General features: G+C 64.9%; 15 protein-coding genes, 1 pseudogene and 1 riboswitch. Of the genes and pseudogenes, 2 read left to right on the top strand and 14 right to left on the bottom strand.

The genetic code is table 11. The features are described from left to right. Positions 1 to 54 precede the first annotated feature (54 nt). The gene (locus ACNHYB_RS00380) at positions 55 to 1161 is read left to right on the top strand and encodes a N(5)-(carboxyethyl)ornithine synthase (RefSeq protein WP_418276412.1); all 1107 of its coding nucleotides are present in this window, start codon (positions 55 to 57) and stop codon (positions 1159 to 1161) included. Positions 1162 to 1200: 39 nt separating this feature from the next. Continuing rightward, positions 1201 to 1318: riboswitch (SAM riboswitch) on the top strand. Between the two features lie 7 nt (positions 1319 to 1325). Continuing rightward, positions 1326 to 1622, top strand: coding sequence for a hypothetical protein (locus ACNHYB_RS00375; protein WP_418276411.1), 297 nt, complete (start codon positions 1326 to 1328; stop codon positions 1620 to 1622). Between the two features lie 404 nt (positions 1623 to 2026). Here the strand turns inward: ACNHYB_RS00375 and ACNHYB_RS00370 are convergent, their stop codons facing one another. From ACNHYB_RS00370 to lpdA, 14 genes and pseudogenes are all read right to left on the bottom strand, one after another. Further along, positions 2027 to 3763, bottom strand: coding sequence for an ATP-binding protein (locus tag ACNHYB_RS00370; RefSeq protein ID WP_418276410.1), 1737 nt, complete (start codon positions 3761 to 3763; stop codon positions 2027 to 2029). Beyond that, positions 3763 to 4944: an SIR2 family protein gene (locus ACNHYB_RS00365; protein ID WP_418276409.1), complete on the bottom strand. Its 1182-nt coding sequence runs from the start codon at positions 4942 to 4944 to the stop codon at positions 3763 to 3765. Before ACNHYB_RS00365 ends, ACNHYB_RS00370 begins: the two co-directional genes overlap by 1 nt. A 25-nt stretch (positions 4945 to 4969) precedes the next feature. After that, positions 4970 to 5296, bottom strand: coding sequence for a hypothetical protein (locus ACNHYB_RS00360; RefSeq protein ID WP_418276408.1), 327 nt, complete (start codon positions 5294 to 5296; stop codon positions 4970 to 4972). Positions 5297 to 7335: 2039 nt separating this feature from the next. Continuing rightward, positions 7336 to 7797, bottom strand: a pseudogene (locus ACNHYB_RS00355) (DEAD/DEAH box helicase family protein); the annotation flags it as partial. A gap of 307 nt (positions 7798 to 8104) precedes the next feature. Beyond that, positions 8105 to 10105 (bottom strand): site-specific DNA-methyltransferase, encoded by a 2001-nt coding sequence (locus ACNHYB_RS00350; RefSeq protein WP_418276407.1) that lies wholly within the window; start codon positions 10103 to 10105, stop codon positions 8105 to 8107. Positions 10106 to 10107: 2 nt separating this feature from the next. Beyond that, complete coding sequence (locus ACNHYB_RS00345; RefSeq protein WP_418276406.1) at positions 10108 to 10851, bottom strand: DUF4391 domain-containing protein; 744 nt, start codon at positions 10849 to 10851, stop codon at positions 10108 to 10110. Beyond that, positions 10851 to 14171, bottom strand: coding sequence for a helicase-related protein (locus ACNHYB_RS00340; protein ID WP_418276405.1), 3321 nt, complete (start codon positions 14169 to 14171; stop codon positions 10851 to 10853). The genes ACNHYB_RS00345 and ACNHYB_RS00340 overlap by 1 nt, the downstream gene beginning before the upstream one ends. Then, positions 14171 to 14380 carry a helix-turn-helix domain-containing protein gene (locus tag ACNHYB_RS00335; protein WP_418276404.1) on the bottom strand — a complete coding sequence of 70 codons (210 nt, stop codon included), beginning with the start codon at positions 14378 to 14380 and terminating at the stop codon, positions 14171 to 14173. Before ACNHYB_RS00335 ends, ACNHYB_RS00340 begins: the two co-directional genes overlap by 1 nt. 271 nt (positions 14381 to 14651) lie before the next feature. Next, positions 14652 to 14993 carry a hypothetical protein gene (locus ACNHYB_RS00330; RefSeq protein WP_418276403.1) on the bottom strand — a complete coding sequence of 114 codons (342 nt, stop codon included), beginning with the start codon at positions 14991 to 14993 and terminating at the stop codon, positions 14652 to 14654. A 482-nt stretch (positions 14994 to 15475) separates the two neighbouring features. After that, positions 15476 to 15787: an excisionase family DNA-binding protein gene (locus ACNHYB_RS00325; RefSeq protein ID WP_418276402.1), complete on the bottom strand. Its 312-nt coding sequence runs from the start codon at positions 15785 to 15787 to the stop codon at positions 15476 to 15478. A 103-nt stretch (positions 15788 to 15890) separates the two neighbouring features. Then, positions 15891 to 16835 (bottom strand): nucleotidyl transferase AbiEii/AbiGii toxin family protein, encoded by a 945-nt coding sequence (locus tag ACNHYB_RS00320; RefSeq protein ID WP_418276401.1) that lies wholly within the window; start codon positions 16833 to 16835, stop codon positions 15891 to 15893. Next, positions 16835 to 17404: a type IV toxin-antitoxin system AbiEi family antitoxin domain-containing protein gene (locus ACNHYB_RS00315; protein WP_418276400.1), complete on the bottom strand. Its 570-nt coding sequence runs from the start codon at positions 17402 to 17404 to the stop codon at positions 16835 to 16837. The genes ACNHYB_RS00320 and ACNHYB_RS00315 overlap by 1 nt, the downstream gene beginning before the upstream one ends. A gap of 95 nt (positions 17405 to 17499) precedes the next feature. Beyond that, positions 17500 to 18786 (bottom strand): tyrosine-type recombinase/integrase, encoded by a 1287-nt coding sequence (locus ACNHYB_RS00310; protein WP_418276399.1) that lies wholly within the window; start codon positions 18784 to 18786, stop codon positions 17500 to 17502. 230 nt (positions 18787 to 19016) lie between these two features. Further along, positions 19017 to 20420 (bottom strand): dihydrolipoyl dehydrogenase, encoded by a 1404-nt coding sequence (lpdA, locus tag ACNHYB_RS00305; RefSeq protein WP_418276398.1) that lies wholly within the window; start codon positions 20418 to 20420, stop codon positions 19017 to 19019. Between the last annotated feature and the right edge of the window lie 33 nt (positions 20421 to 20453).

Here is a 20453-nt window from a genome sequence, read left to right as displayed (position 1 = left end):
CCCTCGCCGAGCAGCGGACGACTGCTCAGCCTCGGCCTGCTGGCCGACTCGTCGATGGAGAACGAGCGTCGACTGCCGATCCATCCCCGCCACCTGGACCGGATCGACGCTGACGTGCGCGCACGGATGATCGTCGAGCGAGGCTACGGCGCCGACTTCCAGCTGAGACCCGACTACGTGGAGTCACGAGTGGGCCGGGTCGCGGAACGGTCCGAGGTGATCGAAGCCGCGGACGTGCTGCTCCTGCCCAAGCCGCAGGCGGCGGACCTGGCCGCCATCCCCGAGGGCCGCGTCCTGTGGGGGTGGCCGCACTGCGTGCAGGACGTCGGCACGGCGCAGGCGGCGATCGACCGCCGGCTCACCCTGATCGCCTTCGAGGCGATGAACCACTGGAGCAGCCGCGGCGACTTCTCCCTGCACGTGTTCCACAAGAACAACGAGCTCGCGGGCTACTGCTCCGTGCTGCACGCACTGCACCTCACGGGCTCCACCGGCGACTACGGGCCGCGCCTCAGCGCCGTCGTCATCGGATTCGGGGCGACGGCACGAGGTGCCGTGACCGCGCTCAAGGCCCACGGGATCCACGACATCCAGGTGCTCACGCAACGCGGGGCCGCGGCCGTCGGATCACCGATCCACGCCGCCCACATCACCCAGCTCAACACCGACGACGGCCCGACCCACCTCAGCACGGTCCTCACCAAGGAAGGCGACGTCCTGCTCCCCGAGTTCCTGGCGTCGCACGACATCGTCGTCAACTGCACGCTCCAGGACGTCGCCGCGCCCCTCACCTACCTGCGCACCGAGGACCTCGCAGCCTTCGCCCCGGGCAGCCTGGTCGTCGACGTCTCCTGCGACGAAGGGATGGGCTTCGAGTGGGCGAGGCCCACCACGTTCGACGACCCGATGTTCATGGTGGGCGACGGCGTGAGCTACTACGCCGTCGCCCACAGCCCGTCGTACCTGTGGAACTCGGCCACGTGGGAGATCAGCGAGGCGATCCTGCCGTTCCTCCGCACCGTCCTGGAGGGGCCTGCCTCCTGGGCGAAGGACGACACCATCTCCCGCGCGATCGAGATCCACGACGGGACGATCAACAACGAGAGCATCCTGAGCTTTCAGGGCCGCGACCCCGTCTACCCGTACCCGCTCACCGCCTGAGATCCAGCGCTCCACATCGCCGTGCTAAGTTCCTGCCCAGGTCAAGAGCGATCAGCGACACGCCCTCTGCGTGCTGATCCGGCAACCGCGCGACCTCGCGCACGGTGCCCCGGAGGAAGACCGGCCCACCCGCAGATCGCGGTGGGAAGTGCGATGGAGAGACGATGAGCGACACGTTCCTGCGCCCTGACGGCTACGTCGAGTGGCGCCCCGGCCCAGCGACCGTTGCCGAAGTCGTCGACAGCGGCAGGTCCGTCATCTCGCGGAGGCAGCTGTGCACCGCCTGCCTGGTGGGCGACTGGCCGCTGAGCATGTTCCGGTTCTCCCAGACCCTGTGCGACACCTGCCATGCACTGGACGGGGAGGTGACCCGCCGGGCGAGCCTGGACCGTGCGCCCAATGCCGGTCGGCTCGTCCAGAACGTGGGCGCATCGGCGGCTTGCACGACCCCGACCGAGTGAGCATGAGCGGCCCCGCTTCTCGTCGAACGTGGCATCGAGCACGGCGATGAGCTCCTTGTACCCGGTCCCGGACCACCCTGCTCCGGCCTCCCGGCGCCGCCCCCCCAGTCGTCCATCAGGCTCAGCCACAGAAAGAGGCCCGGACCTGCGAAAACTCGCAGGTCCAGGCCTCTTCGTGGCCACCGCCGTCGGGCGGCGCGGCCAGTGATCAGAAGTTGATCATCTGGGCTGGATGGTCTGGAACCGTTGATATTCCACGGCTTCGATGCTCGGAGGGTGGGCGTCGTGCCCTCTACGTGCCCCTTCGAGAGCGCAGCAACTCCCTACGGCTCGGGTGGGGACTCGGACAACCTCGTCCAGAACGGCTTCTTGCCACGAACTGAAACCACTGAGAGTCCGAGCCGTCAGATCAGTTCAGCGATCGAGTTCCGTTCCCAGGCAGCGTAGTCGGGCCCGTCTGACGCGGGAGGATGCACGGGCCGCTGGATGCGGACGCTGACGGGTACCGGGAAGTCGACGCCCATCAGGATGGCCTCGCCAGGAACAAGCCCGGGTAGCAGGCGGGTCGCCGAATGGTCGATCTCCGCTGCTGCCTGCTCGATACGTTGTCGATCCCGGCCCTCGGCAAGGCGATGAACGATCGTCATCCCGACCTGGCTGAACACTCCGGCGGGAAGGTCCGAAGGACGCTGGGTGACAACGCAAGCGGTCAGCCCGTACTTGCGCCCTTCCTTGGCGATCGAATCAAAGGCGTTGAGCCGGGACGTTGCGTACTCGTCGCCAACGGTCACATCGAAGAACTGGTGCGCTTCATCAACTGCGACTACGAGCGGCTTCGAAGAGAAGAAGTTCTTGCGAGCGGCGGAGAGCAGGACCTGTCCAAGAATATTCACCACAATCTCCCGCAGATGGTTCTCGAAGGTGAGATTCCGGAGCGAGATGCGCAAAAGTGGCGCGCTGTCGTCCTTGAGCCAAGCGGCGATCTCGGACACTGCGTCTGCGGTCCCCGCAGCATTCGGATCGATAACCTTCATGATCTCGGGCATCTGGAGCAGATCGTTTACGCGGCTGATCAATGAACTTACGTATCCGAGGTCGTTCTGGTTCGCGTCTCCGAACTTCGCGGCCGTCGGGCCGCGACCGGTCGGCCAGATGCATTCGTTCTGCACCTGAGCCGCAAGCAACGAAATATCGAATGGCGCGTTGAGCTTCTCGGTCGCCGAGCTGTACTCGTTCGTCAACGCCTGGAATTCGACGATGCTACGGCTGGCTTTGACGACCGTTCCGTTGGCGCTCACCCAGTTCCTGTGTGCTGTCGACGCCGAAGTGTCAGAACTAATGGCGTGCGCGAGCTTGAGGGAACGGACCGCTTCCCGGAGCTTCGGAAGCTGCGCCCCGGCAGAGGGCAGGAGGAACGCGTTCCGGTCCGACTCACGCATTCGGTAGTGCGGGACGCCAATTACGGTCGTGCCCGTGGGTTCCCCTGCACTGTCAGCGAACGCAAGGTGCTTGGCCGCGGCGAGAGTACGAAACTCGCCCGTCGCGTCGATGAGGATCATCTTGCCGTTCAGCGCTGCAACGCTCTCGGCGAGATGTCCCAGGGTCCAACTCTTGCCCGAACCAGTCGCGCCGACAACCGCAAGGTGGCGCCCAAACAGCCTCGCCAGCGGCACGTTCACGACGAGGGACTCATCAACTGACAGCCGCCCGATCGGGACGACACCAGCGCCGCTCGGAGTGGCATCCAGCACTGCGCCGATTGACTGTCCACTTGCCGCATAGACGGGGTCGCCGATTCGCGGGTACTTCTCGATCCCGCGGAAGGAAGTTCCATCGAGACGAAGCGTCGACAGAAGTTGAAACTTGCCCTGGACGGGGATGCGCCGGTCGGAGTCCGTGCGGCCGAGATTGTCGGAGTTTGTAACCGGGGTCTCGACGCTCACCACCCTGCCGAACGCCCCGACCCCGCCCACGTCCACGATGAGAAATTCGCCAACCTCGCCGCGGCCCACGTACTCGCCAAAGAGAGAGCGTGGGAGTTTGCTCGCGTCCGCGAACGCGACCCCGACATAGGATCCCTCTACCTCAAAGACGGTGCCGACGAGACGCTCTGGGGTGAATGGATGCAGATCCAGTGCCATCAGCGACCGTCTCCACGACGCCGCTCGAAGCGGTCGAGGTGTACGGTTCGATCCTCCAGCGGTGGCACGTCCGGCAAGAGCCGGACGAGATCGGAGAACTTGCCGCTGAGCAAGGCGAGTCTCCGGTCACCAAGGCCGATGAGCCGCTCCATTTCCCCGATCGTCATTGCCCGGGACGGAGCGTTCACGTTGGGACTTGCTACGACGACCCGAAGCCCGATGTTGCTACGAAGTGCAGCCTCGATGGGTGCGACGATGTGCGCATCGTTGAACCCGAACCCGACCACGATCAGGCCAACATCAGGCTGTCTGAGAGCGATCTGGAACCTCGACATGAACTCCAAGTAGGGCTGTTGGTAAGAGAGCTGGTACTTGGACGCCGACGGGTAGATGAGCACGGGCGTGGTCGGCGTGCCACCGGACTTCCGGACGACGTCCGAGCTCTGATCCCAGTCCACAGAGCCATGGAGTTTGAGCAAGTGGAAAACGTTCGGCTCAAGGGTCGGCGCCTCGTTGGGGCGGCGACGGACGTAGTCGAGGTCGAAGGAACTTCCATCGAAGGTGGTACCGCCGTAACCGAACCCATCGATCACATTGAACCTTGCACGACGAGCAGCCGTCTCGAACGCGAGGTCGTAGTTGGTCGTGAACACCTGAGTCCGCTGAAGGCGCGTAGAGCGGCGAGCAACCTTCCGCAGGAAGGTCTCGTGCTGCGGCAGCGCCGAATCATCGTCGATGAACCCACATTTCTCTAGCACAATGCGCTCAGCCGCGTCGATGAACGAGGCAAGAGCAGCCTCGTCGGGCTTGAGCGCCGAACGGGCTTGCGCTTCAGACAGCAGGTGCTCGAAGTTCTTTGTCTCCAGTAGTGAGGGCGTGAAGCCCGCGGTCGCGGGCGCGAAAGTGTCCAGGGCCGCGACAGCATCCCAGAGCGCGCTCATCGAGGGCGCGGTCTTCGACGGATCAGCCCCCGCCGTCACGCCGATCGAGGTGCCGCTCCCTGACAGCACCACGAGGTTCTCAGCATTGACGACCGCTCCCAGGTGATCCTGCAGCTCGTCCGCGGCAGTGCTGGCGGCGTTCTTGACGGTGTCATCTGCGTCGTCAGCCGCCATGAGCGGCTTCCACCCTGCGGTTCCGCTAAGCAGGACTTGGAGGCCGTCGGCCCGTTCCTGCGGCATGTCACCTTTGCCAATCGCCACGATGTCACGTCCCCACGAGGGTCAACAGCGAGCCGTACGAGTCGACGACGTCATATATCACGCCGTCGTGCTCAGCCTTGTCGTTCAGTGAGGCGAAGAACTTGCGGGCGCACTCGATCTTGGCGTTCTCGACGCCCTTGAGCTGGAGCGTGGACATGGAGCCCTTGGTCTCGGCGACGAAGTAGACGTGCTTGATGTTCGTGGCGTCGTCGCGGAAGGCGATGGCCCAGTCGGGGTTGTAGTCGCCGACGGGCGTCGGGATGAAGAACCCACGCGGGAGCTTGGAGTAGACGACGACCTCGTCGCTGACGTCGAGTTGCTCGACGAACATACGCTCCACCTTGGAGTCGGCGACGACGTACTCGTAAACACTCTTCTTGAGCTTCTCCCCGCCTTCGACAGGTCCTGGGCAGTCTGGTTCTCGGTGAAGATCGAGGAGTCGTACCGCTGGTCGAGCGGATCGTAGGTGAGGTGCTCGACGATCGCGGTGGCCTTCTGCTCGTTGATGAGCCGGGCGGCCTCAGTGATGAACTGTTCGGGGTTCTGCTTGAACTTCGCAAACGTGAACGGCTGGATGCCGGTGAGGATGGCCGCGCAGGTGCGCCGCGTGAGCTGCGTCTTCTCCGCGATCTCGCCAAGCAGGTCGTACTTGACGGTCGACGCCGCCGACACCGCGGACTCCTCGACCTTCTGGGTCGCGACCTTGAAGCCCTCGCCACGTTCGAAGTGGTCGACTTCGAGTACATCGAGCTGCACGCCGGACTGCACGACGTACTGCATGACGGTGACCTGGAGCTTCTTGTCGAGCTCGGCGACGCACTTGCGGATCAGTTCGTCGGAGTCGAACTCCACCTGGTACACGGCCCGGCGGTTGATCCGGCCCCAAAGCTCCTGGAACTCGCGCTTGGCGAAGTTGGACTGGTTGAGCGGGATCTTCTTCGGCTTGCGGCCGTCGGCAGGCGTGGGCACGTCGAGGTAGAGCGCGTCGACGAGGGGCCACAGATAGTCGATGACCGGGGCGAGAACCTCCGACGTGGGCGCGGCGAGCGTGCCGGAGGCCTTTGCCTCCTTGTATGCGTCGGTAATGAGGTCGTTGTCGTCAATGTAGTCGTGCTTGACGAGGTGCTTGTACAGAGCCTTCGCCAGCACCTCCTCGACCAGGGCCGGTCCATCGACAGTCTCGAACCTGCGCCCCGTGAAGAACTCCACGCTGGCCTTGCGCGGCCGTGCCGAGAGCGTCTCAATGGTTTCCTTTTGGAGTGCGGCGACGAAGTCGGTGTAGGACTCGTCGGTGACGACGGTCAGCTCGTTGATGTCGTGGACGGTGACGGGGTTGTCCATGCGCTCGCCGTGCTGGTCGACGGCGAGGCGCAAGCCCCGGCCGATTTCTTGACGGCGGGTGGTGGTGTCGTCGGACTTCTTGAGCATGCCCATGACAAACACGTTGGGGTTGTCCCACCCCTCCCGCAGTGCAGAGTGCGACCAGACGAACCGGACGGGCTCCTCGAACGAGAGCAGGCGTTCCTTGTCTTTGAGGATAAGGTTGTAGGCGTCGACATCATCGGATTGTCCCTTGGTCTCACCGGTCTTCCTGATCGACCCGTCAATGAAGTTCTTGGTCCGCTTGTCGACGGAGAAATAACCCTCGTGGGTACGGCGGACGTCGATCGACTCCAGGTGCCTGCGATACCTCTCGGCGGCCTCGGTCAGGTCGAGGCGGCCGAGGAAATCGGCTTTGATGGCCCCGTACTCCTCTTCGAAGATGCGGGCATACTCGCCAAGGGTGTCCTCGCGTGAATAGTCGCGGTACTTGGCGACCTCGTCGATGAATAGCAGCGACAGCACCTTGACGCCCTGGGCGTGGAGTTGAGACTCCTTGTCAAGGTGGGCCCGGATCACCTCACGGATCTGGATCCGGCGCTTGGCCTCGTCTGTGACGTCCCGTGTCACCTCGCCGGCGTGGATGATCGTGCCGTCAGAGAGCTCGATGATGTCGCGGTTGGCGTCAACATCGACGACGACAAGGTCCTTGTACGCCTCGATCTCCCCGGACAGATCGTGAAGACGGGAGCCTTGGTTCACTCGGAGCGTCTTTCGCTGGATTCCGCCGCCCTTGGTCTGAATCTCAAGTTCGATGCGCGCGCGCGGGAAGTCGGGGCCCTTGCCGACCTCGACTCCGTCCACGTAGAGGTAGGCACTGGAGCCAGCGAGGTGCTTGACGGTGATGCCGCGGACGGCGATCTTCTTGACGAGTCTGGCGTTGTACGCGTCGATCGCGTCAAGTCGGTGCACCTTGGTGCGTTCGATCTTATGGGTAGCCGAGTAGCGCAGCGCGATGAGAGCGTTGAAGTGCGCGAGCGCCTGGAGCGACTTGGACGCCTTCTTCCCGTCACCCTCAATCTTCTGGGGCTCGTCGATAATGAGGATCGGCCGATTGGCGGCGATGACGTCGATGGGCTTGCGGGAGCCGAAGTCATCGAGGTCGCGGAAGATGCGCCGGGCCGCGTCGGAGGCTCGTTTGCCTTCGACGGCCTTAGCTTCGGCGTCGGCGGCGGCGTTGAACGCCTGGGTGTTGATAATCATCACCTGGACGCCAGCGTTGGACGAGAAGGCTTCGATCTCATGGAGCCGCGACGAGTCGTAGACGAAGGTGCGCGGCTTGGTGCCGTAATGCTGCTGAAAGTGCTCGGTGGTGATGTCGAACGTCTTGGCGACACCCTCGCGGATGGCGATGGAGGGGACGACGACGATGAACTTAGACCATCCGTACCGCTTGTGGAGTTCCATGATTGTCTTGATGTAAACGTACGTCTTGCCTGTTCCGGTCTCCATCTCGACGTCGAGGTTGATCGGCGCGGCAGGCGACTTCACGAACTCCTTGGACAAGGTGAGCCCGCGTTCCCGCTGGACCTCATGAAGGTTGTCCAGCAACTGCTTGGGCGACAAGGCGACGTCGGCGTTGCGGAGACCGGCGTGTGCGACGTCGAGGGACCCCTGTCCCGCCTGCTGAGAACGGCCCCGACCGGGGTCGATTCGGTAGGTGATGCCATCGGCTCTGGGCTGACCAGCGAAGACATCTACGACGGCGTCGACCGCCTCAGTCTGGTACGGCTGAACCTTGAACTGGAGCTTCATCGGATCAGAAGGTCCTTACCTCGGTCTCGGGTGACAACTCGCGGAAGATCTGCTCGGCGTTGATGCGCGCGGAGTCGGTCGCAAAGCCGGCATCCTGGAACACGGCACGGAGCGGATGACGGTTCGCAATCGCGCGGACGACAGCATCGCTGATTTCGTCGCCGAAACACGCGATAAGCGCACCATCGGCAACCGAAAGGACCTCGCGGCCGTCGACTTGCTCCGTGACGACTGGCTCGCTGAGGTCGAGAGCCCAGTCGAGCAAGACTTGAAACAGCAGGTCGTGCGCGGAACGATCCGGCTTCACGCTTTCAATCGCGTCGGTCAGCGTGTCCTGGACGAGGCCATCAGGCGCGGCGTACGTGTCGGCCAGGTTCGAAGTGTCGACCTTCAACACACGGAACCCACTGTCGACCAGCAGGTCGCTCGCAAGCTGCTCGTGTACGAGCCTCATCCGTTGCTTCGTGATCTCCGCGACGGTGGCAGGACGACCCAGGCACGTGAGTTGCTTGATCGCGTTCGTCGTGATCTTCTTCGCCGCTCCCTTCGCCGTCTTGAGCACCTCGGTCAAGTCCTCGGCGACCTGGATGCCGATATAGCGGCAGGAGGACGTCTCCGCGCCGCGGTTCAATTCGACCACCGCCTGCATAGCCGAACCTGAGCCCGCGAACATGTCGAGCACGATGTCGTCGCCGGTCACGCCAACGGCACGGTAGATGTCGCGAAGAAGGAGCTCGTCCTTCGGGTTCGTGAACACCTTCTCACCGAACAAGGTCGCGAGTCGTTTCGAGGCCGCGCGCCCGTCGACATACCGGATACTCGTGAGGCTCTGGTATTCAGTGTTGGCAAGGTAGGTCTTGAGGTTCGGAACCGTGGTGTGGTCTGGGCCGAAGTGAATGCGCCCCTCAGCGATCCTCGCTTCGAGGGATTCTTTCGGCGAGACCCAGCCGCGGGAAGGGCGCTTCACGTTCTGCCCTGTAACCGGATGCGGGATGTCGTAGACGTATTGACCGTCGTTCGGTCCCGAGATATTGTCGGGGAAGTAGACTCCGCGTTCGTCCATCCACGTGTAGTGTTTACTCGCGGCCACAGGGTCGCTCGCAGGGAACTGCTTGAACCAAGCCTTCGCCTCCGCGTTGATAGCAGTCCAGTCATCGCCGTGCTTCTTCCTGAACCCGGCGAAGGCGGCGTAGATCTTGTCGAGGCCTTCCTTCTTCTCGACCCACTTACCCGGGTTCGCTTGCCGATTCTTTACGAAGAAGACAATGTATTCATGCTGCATGGAGATGTAAGACTGGTCGTTCTTACTGCTGTTCTTGAGCACGATCTCGCCCACATAGGAGGCATCGCCCAGCACTTCCTCGCCGAGGCGCACGAGACTCGCGTGCTCGTTCTCGTCGATCGAGACGACGAGTACGCCGTCGTCGGCAAGCAGGTTCTTCGCAAGCTTCAGCCGCGGGTACATCATACTGAGCCAGTCGGAATGGAACCGACCATTCGATTCCGTGTTCGCGATGAGGCGGTCGCCCGTCTGAGTCTTCTGCCCCGAGCGGGCCAGGTAGTCGGCGCTCGACTCGGCGAAGTCGTCTTCGTAGACGAAGTCGTTCCCGGTGTTGTAGGGCGGGTCGATGTAGATCAGCTTCACCTTGCCGAGGTACGACTCCTGGAGCAGCTTGAGCGCTTCCAGGTTGTCGCCCTCAATGAAGAGGTTCTTCGTGGTGTGGAAGTCGACCGACTCCTCGCGAACCGGCCGCAGGGTCTTGGCGATGGGCGCATTGGCAGCGAACGCCGCCGCACGCTTACCTGGCCAGTCGAGCTGGTACCGCTCCTGCGGCCCCTCAACGACGTGGCCTGAGAGTTCCTGACGAAGCAGGTCGAAGTCAACGGCGCGGGTCACGTTGCCCTCCGCATCCCTCGACTCAGTGATGATCTGCGGGAACAGCTCGGCGATCCGCTCGATGTTGCGAGCCTTAAGGTCTGGCGAGTGCATTTTGAGCTTGTCCACGATCATTCCTTGGTTTCCATAGCAGGTGCAGTGCTTGCAACGGGAGCGGTCAACTCGGCGAGCGCGGCCTCGCGCCCCTTGAGCTGTCTGCGGAGTTCGATCTTCCGGTTGAGTTGACGTTCAGAACGGAGTTTGCGCTCCAAGGCTTTGATCTCCCGTTCGACCTTCTCGACGGCCTTGAGTCTGGCAGCCGCATCTGCCACGGCCTCGCCCCGACGCACCGCCACGGGCATCAGTGGCGTCAAGAGCGCGCCGTGCAAGCCAGCGAGGTCGAGGGCCGCCGGTAGGGGAGCGCGGGCCGTCTCAGCAGGGAGCCACGCGGTGCTGAAGTACGCGCTCACCCGGTTCTGTGCGCTGCCGATCGTCTTGTTCGCGGCGACCATGCGGACCTCGCGGACCTCGGGATCCGTGACACCACCGTCGTCACCCACCACTCCACCCATGCGGGTGATCTCAAAGACCAGCGGGTACGGGACGGCCTTGTCGATCGCAGCGAGGACGTCGTCGGACACATCGGCGCCCTTGGCGTCGATGACAAAGACCTGGACCTCGGGCACGGCATCAGACCCGGCGAGGTGAATCGTCGAGTCGGCGAGCTTATACGCCCATGTGATGCGCTGAACCTCGCCGACAAACCGCTCCTTGAGTGCAGCGGGAATCGTCGCGTGCTCGTAGAATTTTCCCTTCGGCACCGGGCGACCGAACTTCGCGGCGGCCGGCCACTGATAGAGCGTGCCGTGCGTCATCAGGCGTGGCCGCCGCCGTTGGCCAGGCGCTTCGCGCCCCGGGCTTGTGCGGTACCGGGGTCGACGATGGCGAGGAAGGCGATGAGTTCGAAGTCGTCGAGGCCGGCGATCTCTTGGCTCAGAGCCGTCGTCGAGCCGCCCGTGAACAGCGAGTCGATGTCCTGCTCTTCGGTCACGTCGATCATCGACAGGATCGCGTCAGTGAGCAGGCCCGAGTACTTCTCCATCCGCGTGCCCTGATCGGTCTCCGCATTGAACAGGCGCGTCACCTCGGCCACCGGGGCGTCGTACGGCCGGCAGCCGCTGCGGATGAGGTCGAGGAGATGCTTGACCTCGGTGTGGTTGGCGATCACCTCGCCGTCGTCGTTGAGGTACACGAGGTAGTGCGGGTGGAGGCGGTTGCCGCGGTTGATGTGCTCGTCCGCGTTGACGTTCCGCAGCGCGAACAGGACGCCGGGCTTGAGGCCGATCTCCGGCTTGGCCGGAACGACCGCGTGGAGGCCCTTTGGTGCGGCGGCGAGGTCGCCGTACTCCTTGACGTAGCCGAGCAGGTCCATCCGGAACTCGTTGAGCCCAAGGTCAGTGATGGACACGCCCGTGCGGACATCCTCCAGCTCGATCACCTCGTCCTGAAGCTTCCGGAGCTGCTCCCTGCGGAAGGCGGTGTCACTCGACTCCTGGGTGAGGACGTTGTCGTCCGCCGTCGCCGACAGGTCGGCGATCACCATGCGGTTCTCGACGCGCTCCTTGAGGTTAATGTACTCGTCCAGGGAGATGTCCGGCCAGAAATTGACCATCTGGATCTTCGCGTTGCGCGACCCAATGCGGTCGATGCGCCCGAACCGCTGGATGATCCGCACCGGGTTCCAGTGGATGTCGTAGTTGATGAGGAAGTCGCAGTCCTGAAGGTTCTGGCCCTCGGAGATCACGTCCGTGCCAATGAGGACGTCGATGGCGCGTGGGTCCTGCGGGTAGATGAGAGCCTTCTGCTTCGAACGGGGGCTGAACAGGGTCAGGACGTGCTGGAAGTCCAGGGCCTTGCCGACAGTCGTCTTCGGTGCGCTCTGGCCGCCCGTCACCAGCGCGGTGTCGAGTCCGGCCTCCGCGAATACCGGGGCGAGCTCCCGGTACAGGTAGTTCGCAGTGTCCGCGAACGCCGAGAAGATCAGCACCTTCCGGTTGCCCTCATTGATCGGCGTGGTCACCTTGTCGCGCACACGATCCAGCAGCGCTTGAAGCTTGAGGTCGTGGGCCGGTGTAACCGGCTCGATGCCACGGAGCAGGTCCGCAATGACCTCGGCGTCGTGGGCGAGGTCGCGCCGCCAGGAAATCGTGTCCACGTCGTCGAGGTCAATCTGCACCTTGGTTCCGACCGTACTCGTCGGAATATCGATATCATCCTCGTCGGCCTCAACGTCGCCGAAGCCTGCGCCGAAGTCACCGAAGCTCGACCGGTGCTTGTCGATCGCGGCAATCGCTCCATTGACCAGGCCGCCAACCTTGGTCAGGGTGAGCCGGAAGGCCTCGACGCTGGACTCTAGGCGCTTGAGAAGGTTGACCGTCATGAGCTTTTGGATGCCGAACTCGCGACTCTTCGCGGCGAGGTTGCCCATCGAACCACCCGCGCGGTTGATGCCCTCAACGGCGTACCGTTCCTCGTACTTGCCGAGCATGCTGGGATGCACGTAGCCGAGCGGGGCATACACAGCGAGCGTCAGCGAGGACAGTGCTGCGTAGACCTCGTTGAAGGTCGGCACGTCCGGGAGGTCGGTCAGGGCGCGGCGGATCGATTCCGGCGGAAGGCGGTCGGGGAACGCGCCGATCGCGCTCGTATCGTAGAAAGCCTGAATATGCTTGCGCGAACGAGCGATGGTCACGGCGTCGAGCACCTCGAAGAAGTCGAAGTCCAGCCGGGACAAAATCGCGTCGGTCGTGCGTTCCTCGACAGGGAGCTTCGACCACTCGTTAAAGACGCGCTGGGCGTCGCGGAACACGGTCTCGATCGTCGAAGTAACACTCAGCTTGCTCGATAGGTTCTCCGACTCACCCTCATAGGCGAGTGCGAGCTGGTTCTTGAGGTCGCCGAAGTGGTTGTTCACCGGCGTCGCCGAGAGCATGAGGACCTTCGTTTTGACGCCCTCGCGGACCACCTGCCGCAGTAGGCGCTGGTAACGCGTCTCCTTTTCGATGCTAAACTCCGCGTTACGGAAGTTGTGCGACTCGTCGATGACGACGAGATCGTAGTTGCCCCAGTTCACACGGTCGAGCGGGATACCGAGCGATTCTCCCCGCGTGCGGGATAGGTCGGTATGGGCGAGGACATCGTAGTTGAACCGGTCCTCAGCAAAGATGTTCGTCGTGAGGTTCTTGTTGTAGTTTGTCCAGTTGTCGGCGAGCTTCTTCGGGGCCAGTACCAGGACGGACTTGTTCCGCAGTTCGTAGTACTTGATCACGGCGAGCGCAGTGAACGTCTTGCCGAGACCAACGCTGTCGGCCAGGATGCAGCCGTTGTACGTCTCCAGCTTGTTGAGGATGCCCGTCGCGGCATCACGCTGGAAGTTGTAGAGGCTCTGCCAGACCTTCGTCTCCTGATAGCCCGTGCGGTCGTTCGGAAGGACGTCCTCGGTGATGTCGTCGAGAAACTCGGCGAACACGTTGTAGAGGATCAGGAAGTAGATCCGGGCCGGCGAATTCTCGGCGTAGACGCTCGCAATGTGGTCGTGGACCGCTTGGGTCACATCCTCCACCTGGTCAGGGCTGTTCCAAATCGCGTCGAAGGTTTGGGCGAGTTGCGCGGTCATCGGGGCTTCGAGCGGATCGTCGAACTTTGTGACGATGTTCGAGACGGCGTCGCCGCGCTCGTAACCGAGGTCGGCCGCCGTGAAGCCCTGCAACGGCATGTACGCGGCGTCGCCGTCGACCACCGCAAACTGCTGCATCGGCGCGCCGGTGTTGTTGGACCGGAACGTCACCTTGCGGCGCACCCACTCGGCGCACTCACGCGCGATCGCACGCTGCGTGAGTTTGTTGCGCAGGCGGATCTCGAACTCCGAGCCGTACAGCGTCGACTCGCCGTTGCGGCCGTGCGGGATGAAGAACTGCCGCCGCTCCTTGGCGACCTTGTCCGTCGCCTTTGCCGCCACGAACGACGGGGCCGTAAAGATGAACTCGAGCTCCTCGATGTTTTCGAGTTCGGCTTTGAGGGCTTCAAATGCGAAGATCGAGAACGTCGCCGCCGCGATCCGCACGTGCGATCCCGGCTTGATCTGCTCCTTGAGGTCGTCGCCTAGCCCGTTGTTGACGTTGTCGATCATGCGCATCAGGACTCACCGCCCCGGGATGCCTCGGCCGACTGCTGTTCCACCCCAGCACCGCGCACCCACCCGTCGATCTCACTCGTCTGGAACTTCCAGAGGCGGCCCACCTTGTGAGCCGGCATGCCCTTGTCCGCGATCCACGCGTAGACCGTGTCCTTGGTGACACCGAGGTACGCGGCAATGTCTTCGGCGGACAGCCACGGGTCAGCCATGAGCCGCCTCCACCTGCTCGGTACCGGATCACAAGGTCGGCACAACCCTACCCGCGCTCGGGACGCTGTGACCTGGTTTGACCGGGTCTGATCGGCGGGAGCCGGATGTTTCACCCGGACGGCGGGGGCCTCCCCGACGTCCTCCGCCTACAAGCCAACGCCGACGACCGCGGACGGGCCGATGCCGAGATGGGAGATCCAGAAATCCGACGGGTCTGGACCGACCGGTCGCGGCGGCTCGTGGATCGCCGCGACCAGTTGATGAATCCGCTCAAACGTCGCGTCGCTGCTCCCGGCTCGTCGCCATATCGGCGTCGAGCCCCATGCCCGTGATGCCGTAGCGGTCGCGGTAGGCCGCCGCTGCGATCACCGCGGCCTCCCAGCGGTCCAGTTGCCATCCGCTGTCGGGCCTCGGCGGCAGTGACGCGAGCCACGGCGCACCCTCGCGGATGGCTCGGTCGGCCACCTCGACAGCCCTCGGTTCGATCGCCGTCACGCCGTCGTCGAGGGCAGCACGCATCTCAGGCGCCATGTCGACAAGTGCCGCGGGGACGAGGCGCGCGACGTAGTGGTGTTCGTCGATGTGCGGGCCGTCATAGGCAGCACTGTCCACGAAACGGTCAACGCGATACCAGAGGACCGCAGCCGCCTGGGCGATGTGTCGAGGGTTCGGGCAGCAGCCAGGATGACCTCGTCGACGAAGACGAACCGCCCGCGTGCGAGTCACCTGCGGCCAGCATTGTGCTCCCAAACCCAATTCGTGATGTTCACGCACCGCGGCGGGTCGAGGTCGGCGAGCACGGTGGCGGCCGCACATGCAAGGCCGGACTCGTCGTCGTCTCCGTGCGCCGCGTAGCGCGCCCTTCTGGAGACCGTCCGTCACGCGAATATGTCAGACGGTCAGGGCGCCGATCTACACGGGTGCAAGAGGCGCGTCACAGACTTTGGTGACGGCGGTCTTGGCGTCGACCGTGACAGGACATCACCCTGGCGGCAGTGGCATTTGGTCCTCAATTCCGGCCTGGCCGAGCTGGACGGTGAGCGGGCTGGAGATCGATGTGAGGCGTGGTTGACGACTTGGTGCTTCGCACGGTCTCACGCTTCGTCGTAGGGGATGAGGAGTGCGTCGCGGACCTCGTCGAGGTTCACTCGGATGGCCCGGCCGCCGCCAAGCCGGTACGCCGGCAGTACGTGCGCGGTGATGCGGCGCCGGAGCGTCTTGACCGACACCCCGACGAGCTCGGCGGCGACGACGAGCGAGACGAAGTGGCCGTCGGGCGGCGCCTCCTTGGAGGTGGGACGCCCGGGCTGCCGCCGGGCGGTGCCGTAGCTCGACGCGGCTCGCGGACCGGGCGTCGACATGCCCCGCTGACCGGTACGGCCGCGTGCTTCCTGCTGTGCGTCCATCAGAATCTCCTCGGTGACGGTGGCCAGCGGTGGTCGCTGGTCACCAGGGACATCGCCGCGGAGACACGAAGGCCCACGCCGATACCGGCGTGGGCCGCTTCACCTACTTCGTACTGTCGATCTGGACGATCCACTCGTTGACCGTCGCGACCGCCTCGTCCAGCGACATCGACAGCCCGGCATCTTGGGCCGCCGCCGCGTAGTCGCGCACCCAGTGGTCGTGAGCGCTCATCAGCGGCGGCCATGAGCGCTCAGGACGGCCGAGCTCCCGGGCATCCTGAGCGCGCGCTTCGAAGACAGCGACCGCTGCCGTGCGGATGTCGGTCAGGGTCGGTTGCCCCTCCGCCTCGATCAGTGACCGCAGCAGCACGAGGTCGACGACGTCGCGAGGGCGGTCGTTGACCCACGTCGGCGGATCGTGCGGGTCCGAGGCCGCGTGCAGCTTCTGTGCGACTTGGAACCGCATCGCGATGGTGACGAGGGTATCCGGCGTCGGCAGGCCGAAGGGTTCGAGGCGAGGCGCCGGAATCGTCTCCGGCGTGGCACCCGCGCCACCCTCGTCGGGGGCAAGCTCGACCTGCACCTTGCGCCAGACCTGACCCTTGAGGCTGACGAAGACCTGGAAGCGGCGGGGCTGGACGACGCGGGTCGGCGTCTGGATGACCTCGACCTCCGACCGGGTGAGGGTCAGCGGGCCCCATTGCTCGGCAAAGGCATCGTCGAGCGCGACGATGAAGTCGTCGATGTCACCGCGCACGAGACCGTCGAGGTCGCTGGTCGCGCGCGCTGTCTTGCCGAGCCGATGCTGAAGGTACGTGCCGCCCTTGAGCAGGAAGCGGGGCGTGCCGCCTCCGTCGCTCGCGCGTTGGAGCGCGGCGATCACGACGGTGGAGGCCACGAGCCACCCCATACGTCCACCGGCTGCGGGCACGTCGAGCGCCTTCTCCGCGTGGGTGACCCACTGCGCCAGGATCGATGCGCTGGCCGGCGGCTTCGCCTTGGGCTTGAGGTCGGCGAGCGTCTTCTCGGCCGGACGAGACTCGGTCATCAGCGATCCTCCAGAAGTTGGGTCAGACGGGCGACGTCGTCGCGACGGACCACGCCGGTCCGCTCGCCGCGTTCGATGGCTTGGCGCAGCAGGTAGGTCGGCGTGCCGTCGGCGATGCACTGTTCGATCGCTGTCGTCGCGGTGACGATACGCATGAGGTTCCACCAACCGAGCTGATCTGGCTTCAGCTCGTCGACGTGGACGACGAAAGCGTCGTTGTCGGACCGCCTGATGCGCCGCGCCTTGGGAACGGTGACGTGGTACCGCCCCGGGTTCACATCGCTGATCTCGTAGAGCGCGAGGGCCGTCTCGTGGCTCAACGCGGCGTCCGGGTCGCCGGTGCGGAGCAACGCGACTTGGAACCGCTCGTACTCGAATCCCGGCAGGTACGGGACGCGGTAGACCCCACGGGCCACCGGGAGCAGCCCGCCGCGGGCGACGAGATTGTCGACCGCTCCCGCCGTGAGGTCCAGATCATGCATGGCCTGCTGGCGGGTGACGAGGCCGTTCTGCCCCTCCGCGAGGGCGCGCAGGGCATCTCGCGCGAGAGTTCCACCTGGACCTGGCATGTCAAAAACCTATCACTAGTGATGCACTTTTGACGGGCCATGTCTTGCCCGCCGCGCGAGAGTCTTGCCCGGAACCTTGCCCAACCGGCACGTCCCTACCGTGCCGGCGTCGCCGTCGCACAGGCGAGCTCTGCGTCGACGCTCGCGCTCATGCGGGCGGCGAGCTCGATATCGCGGGCCATCGTCGCCTTCTGGTAGCGCAGCACCACCTTGATGTCGGCATGCCCGCCGCGGCGCATCAGCTCGGCGAGCGTCGCGCCCTCCTGCGCGAACCGCGTGAGCCCCGTGTGCCGCAAATCGTGGAACCGGTAACCCTCGGGCAAGCCCGCGACGGCCGCGCGGCGGTCGGCCCACACCGAGTTCCAGCGCGACGCCGACATGTGCTCCTTGCCCTTCACGCTCGTCGGAACGATGGGCGACTTCGCACCCGCGCCGACCCGCTCGTCGAGGTGCTCCCGCAGCCGATCGATCATGAGCGGCGGCACCGCCATCGAGCGCACGCCCGTCTCCGACTTCGGGTCGGTGAGCCCACCCGTGGACCCGTTCTTCTGGCGGCGCACGTAGAGCGTCGCCGCGGTGCGGTCGATGTTCCACACGATGTCCCGGCGCTGGAGCCCGAGCACCTCGCCCCGGCGCAGCTGGCACCACGCGGCAAGCAGTACGGCGATCCGCCACGGCTGCGGGATCGCGGCGTACAGGGCCTCGACCTGTCCTGGCGTGGCGACGTCGTCCTCGGGCGCGTGGTCCTGGTCGTGCCGCACGGACTTGCGCTGCGGCGTGGCGACGTCGGGCATGCGCTCGAGCACACCGTCGGCGACGGCGGCCCGCAGGATCATCTTCAGCACGTCGATCGCGTCGCCGGCAACGCCGTTGTGGGGCGCGTCCGGGCGCAGACGCGACGGGATCGCGACGAGGTCCCGTGTCAGGGCGCGGACGACGTCGGTGTCGATCTCGCGGACCAACGTGTCCCCGAGGCGCTCGCGCAGGTAGTTGTTGACCCGGCCGCGGTACATCATCACGGTCGCGGGCTTGCGCATCTTGCTGCCCTTGCCCGGCTCGGTCGCGATGCGTTCCAGCCACCGGTCGGCATACTCGGCGAAAGTGATGTCCCGCGCGGCAGCCTCGGCCTCCTCGCGCTCGCGCCGGGCGGCAGCCTCGGCGGGCGGCTCCCACTCGCCGCGGGCGATGGAGTCATGCACCCGGTTGAGCCAGGCACGCGCGTCGCCCTTGGTAAGGAACGTCAGGGGGCGATCGTCCTCGGTGCGCGCCGAATAGAGCTTGCCGTCCGGCGCGGGGTACCGCGCCTGCCACCGCTTCGAGGGGAGCTTGCGCAGTCGACCCCACGCCTCGCGGCGACTCTTCGCCGTCGTCGTCTCCGCCATCGTCGTCCCCTCCCCTGAACCTCTCCCGACGCGTTCCGGCGGTGGGGCACGAACCTCACGATACTCGGGTTCGTGCCCCCTGCGTGCCCCTCAAAATGAACACTCCCGTCCACCGCGGTCAACGAGTGTCCACTCGATCCCGGGCATAGAAAGAGGCCCTGACCTGCATCGATAGTGCAGGTCAGGGCCTCCGACCAGGACACGCAGACGTGTCCGGTTTGTCCCAGCGATCAGAGGTTGATCATGTGCCCCGCGATGCCGTGGATGGACTCCTGGACGGCCTCGGACAGCGTGGGGTGGGTGTGGACGTTGCGGGCGACCTCGTCGGCGGTGAGGTCCCACTTCTGCGCGAGGGTGAGCTCGGGCAGCATCTCGGAGACGTCGGGGCCGATCATGTGGGTGCCGAGCAGCTCGTTGTACTTGGCGTCGGCGACGATCTTGACGAAGCCGGTGGGGTCGCCGAGGCCGTGGGCCTTGCCGTTCGCCATGAACGGGAAGGTGGAGACCTTCACGTCGTAGCCCTCGTCCTTGGCCTGGGCCTCGGTGAGCCCGAAGGAGGCGACCTGCGGGGAGCAGAACGTGGCGCGCGGCATCATGCGGTAGTCGCCGAGCGTCATGGTCTCGGCGCCGCCGATGGTCTCGGCGGCGACGACGCCCTGAGCCTCGGCGACGTGGGCGAGCATGAGCTTGGCGGTGACGTCACCGATGGCGAAGATGTGCGGCACGTTGGTGCGCATGTGGTCGTCGATGGCGATGGCGCCGCGCTCGGTGAGCTGGACGCCGGTGTTCTCCAGGCCGAAGTTCTCGACGTTGGGCGCGAACCCGACGGCGGAGAGCACCTTGTCGACCTCGAGCGAGCCCGGCTTGTCGTCCTTGACGCCCTTGTACTCGACGGTGACGGACGAGCCGTTGTCCTTGACGGTCTGGACGGCGGTGGAGGTGAGGAGCTTGATGCCGAGCTTCTTGTACTGCTTGGCGATCTCCTTGGAGACGTCGGCGTCCTCGTTGGGCAGGGCTCGGTCGAGGAACTCGATGATGGTGACGTCCACGCCGTAGTTCTTCAGGACGTAGCCGAACTCCATGCCGATGGCGCCGGCGCCGACGATGGCGATCGACTTCGGCAGCTCGCGGGTCATGATCTGCTTCTCGTAGGTCACGACGTTCTCGCTGAGCTCGACGCCGGGCAGCAGGCGGACCTTGGAGCCGGTCGCGATGATCGCGTTGTCGAAGGTCACCGTCTCGGTGCCGCCCTTGTTGAGCGTCACCTCGATCGTGTTCGCGTCGCGGAACGTGCCGCGGCCGTCGTACTCGGTGATCTTGTTCTTCTTCATGAGGAAGTGGACGCCCTTGGTCCGGCCGTCCGCGACGTCGCGGGACCGGTCGAACGCCTTGCCGAAGTCGAACGTCACGTCTCCCGACATGCCGAAGAAGTCGGCCTGCGTGTGGAAGATGTGCGCGAGCTCAGCATTGCGCAGGAGGGCCTTGGAGGGGATGCAGCCCACGTTGAGGCAGACACCACCCCAGTACTTCTCCTCGATGATGGCGACGGACTTGCCGAGCTGGGCCGCACGGATGGCGGCGACGTAGCCGCCGGGTCCAGCTCCGAGGAGGACGACGTCGTAGTGGGAAGCCATGGCCCCCAGCCTATTGCCGCCCGGCGCTTCGTG

The organism is Isoptericola jiangsuensis, assembly GCF_048320105.1.
Classification (GTDB): Bacteria; Actinomycetota; Actinomycetes; order Actinomycetales; family Cellulomonadaceae; genus Isoptericola; species Isoptericola jiangsuensis_A.
The sequence above is the reverse complement of the archived record's forward strand: the minus strand, read 5'-3'. Positions and strand labels throughout refer to the sequence as shown.

What these genes read in the sequence shown, in the direction of transcription:
- lpdA (WP_418276398.1), bottom strand. Translation starts at nt 20,420, where the DNA reads ATGGCTTCCCACTACGACGTCGTCCTCCTCGGAGCTGGACCCGGCGGC.
- ACNHYB_RS00365 (WP_418276409.1), bottom strand. Translation starts at nt 4,944, where the DNA reads ATGCCGCAGGAACGGGCCGACGGCCTCCAAGTCCTGCTTAGCGGAACC.
- ACNHYB_RS00370 (WP_418276410.1), bottom strand. Translation starts at nt 3,763, where the DNA reads ATGGCACTGGATCTGCATCCATTCACCCCAGAGCGTCTCGTCGGCACC.
- ACNHYB_RS00310 (WP_418276399.1), bottom strand. Translation starts at nt 18,786, where the DNA reads ATGGCGGAGACGACGACGGCGAAGAGTCGCCGCGAGGCGTGGGGTCGA.
- ACNHYB_RS00320 (WP_418276401.1), bottom strand. Translation starts at nt 16,835, where the DNA reads ATGACCGAGTCTCGTCCGGCCGAGAAGACGCTCGCCGACCTCAAGCCC.
- ACNHYB_RS00375 (WP_418276411.1), top strand. Translation starts at nt 1,326, where the DNA reads ATGAGCGACACGTTCCTGCGCCCTGACGGCTACGTCGAGTGGCGCCCC.
- ACNHYB_RS00380 (WP_418276412.1), top strand. Translation starts at nt 55, where the DNA reads ATGGAGAACGAGCGTCGACTGCCGATCCATCCCCGCCACCTGGACCGG.
- ACNHYB_RS00315 (WP_418276400.1), bottom strand. Translation starts at nt 17,404, where the DNA reads ATGCCAGGTCCAGGTGGAACTCTCGCGCGAGATGCCCTGCGCGCCCTC.
- ACNHYB_RS00360 (WP_418276408.1), bottom strand. Translation starts at nt 5,296, where the DNA reads ATGTTCGTCGAGCAACTCGACGTCAGCGACGAGGTCGTCGTCTACTCC.
- ACNHYB_RS00335 (WP_418276404.1), bottom strand. Translation starts at nt 14,380, where the DNA reads ATGGCTGACCCGTGGCTGTCCGCCGAAGACATTGCCGCGTACCTCGGT.
- ACNHYB_RS00325 (WP_418276402.1), bottom strand. Translation starts at nt 15,787, where the DNA reads ATGGACGCACAGCAGGAAGCACGCGGCCGTACCGGTCAGCGGGGCATG.
- ACNHYB_RS00340 (WP_418276405.1), bottom strand. Translation starts at nt 14,171, where the DNA reads ATGCGCATGATCGACAACGTCAACAACGGGCTAGGCGACGACCTCAAG.
- ACNHYB_RS00345 (WP_418276406.1), bottom strand. Translation starts at nt 10,851, where the DNA reads ATGACGCACGGCACGCTCTATCAGTGGCCGGCCGCCGCGAAGTTCGGT.